This window comes from Dolichospermum lemmermannii CS-548 (genome assembly GCF_028330815.1).
In the GTDB taxonomy this organism is placed as follows: Bacteria; Cyanobacteriota; Cyanobacteriia; order Cyanobacteriales; family Nostocaceae; genus Dolichospermum; species Dolichospermum lemmermannii.
The window spans coordinates 1-3,160 of record NZ_JAQMTJ010000078.1 but is presented as its reverse complement, the minus strand read 5'-3'; the positions used below and the strand labels follow the sequence as shown (position 1 = coordinate 3,160).

The window sequence follows — 3,160 nt, the reverse complement described above, 5'->3', positions numbered from 1 at the left end:
CCCCTACTTCCCCTACTTCCCCTATTCCCCGTTCCCTAATGAATAAAAATAAACTTTGGAAACTTGTATTTTGGCTCGGACCATTCTTTTTAGCTGCTGGCTTAACCATTGGTTTAATATCAGAAAAATGGGGAATAATCCCTTTATTATTAACAATACTAGGCCTAGTAATTTGTAGCCTATGGATAATAATACAAAGTCAACAAAGTAAATGGTGGCAAAAACGTTCTACCCAATCTGGTACTAATGCTTTAGTCGCTACATTATCAGTATTAGTTATCTTGGGATTAATTAATTTTTTAGGTATTCGCTATCATTTGCGGCTAGATTTAACAGATAGTCAATTATTTACTCTATCCCCTCAATCAAGGGAATTAGTGAGTAATTTACCCCAAACAATGAAAGTTTGGTTATTCAGTAAAGAACAAAATCTTCAAGATCGAGAATTATTAGATAACTATCATCGTCAAAGTAATAAATTTAAATTTGAGTATCTTGATCCTCAATTAAAGCCAGGAATAGCAGAAAAATTTGGTGTTAAAGATTATGGTGAAGTTTATCTTGAATTTCAAAACAAACGGCAATTAGTCCAGATAATTAATGAAAATGAACGGTTGTCAGAAATAAAATTAACTACTCGTTTACAACAAATTACCAGTTCTAAAACTGCTAAAGTTTACTTTCTTCAAGGTCATGGTGAACATTCACTTACAGCTAGTAAAGGAGCAATTTCCCAAGCAATTCAAGGATTAACCGATAAAAACTTGACAACATCAGCTTTGAATTTAGCAGAACAGCCACAAGTTCCTGATGATGCTACTGTTATAGTTGTCGCTGGACCAAAGAAAGAATTATTGACAGGGGAAGTCATAGCTTTACAAAATTATCTTAATCGTGGTGGTAACTTATTATTGATGATTGATCCTAATACCAACCCGAAAATAGACACTATTTTAAAAGATTGGGGTGTGCGTTTAGATAATCGTTTGGCCATTGACACTTCTGGGGCAAATTTGCAACTAGGACCCGCTGCTATCTTAGTAACAGAATATGGACAACATCCTATTACTAAAGATTTTGGGAAAAATATTTCTGTATATCCCTTAACTCGTCCTTTGGAAATTGATCCTGTTCCTGGTATCGAGTCTATGGCTTTATTGAAAACCAAACCCTACCCTAGCAGTTGGGCAGAAAGTGATCAGAAAAGTGAAAAATTAGAATTTAATGAAGGTCAAGACTTAAAAGGACCTTTAACTTTAGGAGTAGCATTAACTAGAAAGTTATCAAATCCAATTCCCACAACTTTATCAAATCCAATTCCCACAACTTTACCAAATCCAATTTCCACAACTTCACCAAGTCCAATTCCCACAAATTCACCAAGTCCAATTTCCACAACTTCTCAACCTACTGCGAAAGAGTCACGATTAGTAGTATTTGGAAACTCAAATTTTGCCGCTGATGGTTTATTTGAACAACAATTAAATGGAGATGTATTCTTAAACTCCGTTAGTTGGCTAAGTCAACAAGATCAACAACTTCTTTCAATTCGTCCTAAAGAACCAAAAAATCGCCGGATTGTTATCTCCACTCTTGAGGCTAACTTATTAACAATAGCTGCCGTATTTTTATTACCTTTAATTGGTTTAGGAACAGGTTTTGTGATTTGGTGGAAACGCCGATGAGAAATCAATTAGTAATTCATGATGGTTTCTCATTAAATCAATCAGATTTTTCACTTTTAGAAACAATATTATGGCAAGCTCATGATGGTTATTTTCTTTTAGATTATCATTTACAACGGTTGAAAAATTCAGCAATTTACTTTGATTTTAGTGTTGATATAAATAGCCTAAAAACTCAACTTAATAAATTAGCAGAATCATTTTTAAATCAAGATTATAAAGTGCGATTACTGTTAAATTCTGATGGTGAGATTACATATCAAACTATGTCTTTATCTCCTGTGAAAAATCAAGAAATAGTCAAATTAGGTATGTGTTGCACACCTGTTGACTCTACTAATATATTTTTGTATCATAAAACGACTAATCGCCAAGTTTATGAAATAGCAAAAGCAGCTTTTCCTGATTGTGATGATGTTTTATTGTGGAATGAAAGAGGTGAAATTACAGAAACCTCTATTGGTAATATTGTGGTGGAGTTAAATGGAGAATTGCTGACACCCCCGGTAAAATGTGGTTTGTTAGCCGGAACTTTTCGCGCTAATTTACTTGACCAAGGTAAAATTAGAGAAGAAATTATGACAATAGAAATGTTAAAATATAGCAATCGCATCTATATAATTAACTCAGTGAAAAAATGGCGAGAAGCAGTTTTAATTTCTCACTAATTAGGTAATTTATTAATTAACATTCAATATGAAATTGCCAAAAACAACTTTGATTTTAATACTTTTAGCCCTGGGTTTGGGTAGTTTTGTCTACTTTCATGAAATCAAAGGAAAAAATCAGCAAACAGAAATAAAAATCCAAAACCAGAAAATTTTCGCTTTTACCGCTGATGATGTCCAATCTTTAACAATTAAAATCAAGGAGACAACATTACAACTAGAAAGAAGAAATACATCTGAAAAACCCCAATGGGAAATCAAATCTCCCATATCAGCACTAGCAAATGATGCAATTGTTTCTTACTTAATGGATTTATTAGTTGACGGTAAAAGTGAAAGAACAGTATTAATTTCATCCGCTGAATTATCAGAATTTGCTTTAGATAAACCTGTAGCAACTATTGATATTAAACTAAAAAATCAACAAAGCCATCAATTGATTTTAGGTAAAGGTGATTTTAATAATCAATTTTTATATGCTCAAGCTGATAGTAACAAAAATATGAACTTATTGTTAGTGTCTAAAGATTTTGTAAATGCAGTCAATCGAGACATATCTGAATGGAAACAACCAGCAGAAAAGATTGATATACAACCATTACCTAATCTTCCTTCCCCAACTCCTACAAATAAATAATGTATAATCTCGTTCCCATACAGAGTATGGGAACATTGGTGACAAGTTAAGGCTATAAGTCTTTTGTCAAGCGGTTTTTGGATAATTATTGAAAAAAAACTCGTCAGACCCCCGCTGGAGATCAGGAAAAGGCGCGACAATTAACTTAACATTTGGTTTTCGTTTCTGTT

3 protein-coding genes are annotated in these 3,160 nt (G+C 33.0%); all 3 read left to right on the top strand.

Annotated elements, in window-relative coordinates:
* The first annotated feature begins 38 nt into the window (after nt 1-38).
* From PN450_RS05280 to PN450_RS05270, 3 genes are read left to right on the top strand one after another with little or no spacing between them, the layout of a single operon-like run.
* A complete protein-coding gene (locus PN450_RS05280) occupies nt 39-1,685 on the top strand; it encodes a GldG family protein (protein ID WP_271835640.1) in 1,647 nt (548 codons plus the stop codon).
* Nucleotides 1,682-2,353 (top strand): aminotransferase class IV, encoded by a 672-nt coding sequence (locus tag PN450_RS05275; protein WP_271835639.1) that lies wholly within the window; start codon nt 1,682-1,684, stop codon nt 2,351-2,353. Before PN450_RS05280 ends, PN450_RS05275 begins: the two co-directional genes overlap by 4 nt.
* Before the next feature lie 28 nt (nt 2,354-2,381).
* A complete protein-coding gene (locus PN450_RS05270; RefSeq protein ID WP_271835638.1) occupies nt 2,382-2,990 on the top strand; it encodes a DUF4340 domain-containing protein in 609 nt (202 codons plus the stop codon).
* Nucleotides 2,991-3,160: the final 170 nt, after the last annotated feature.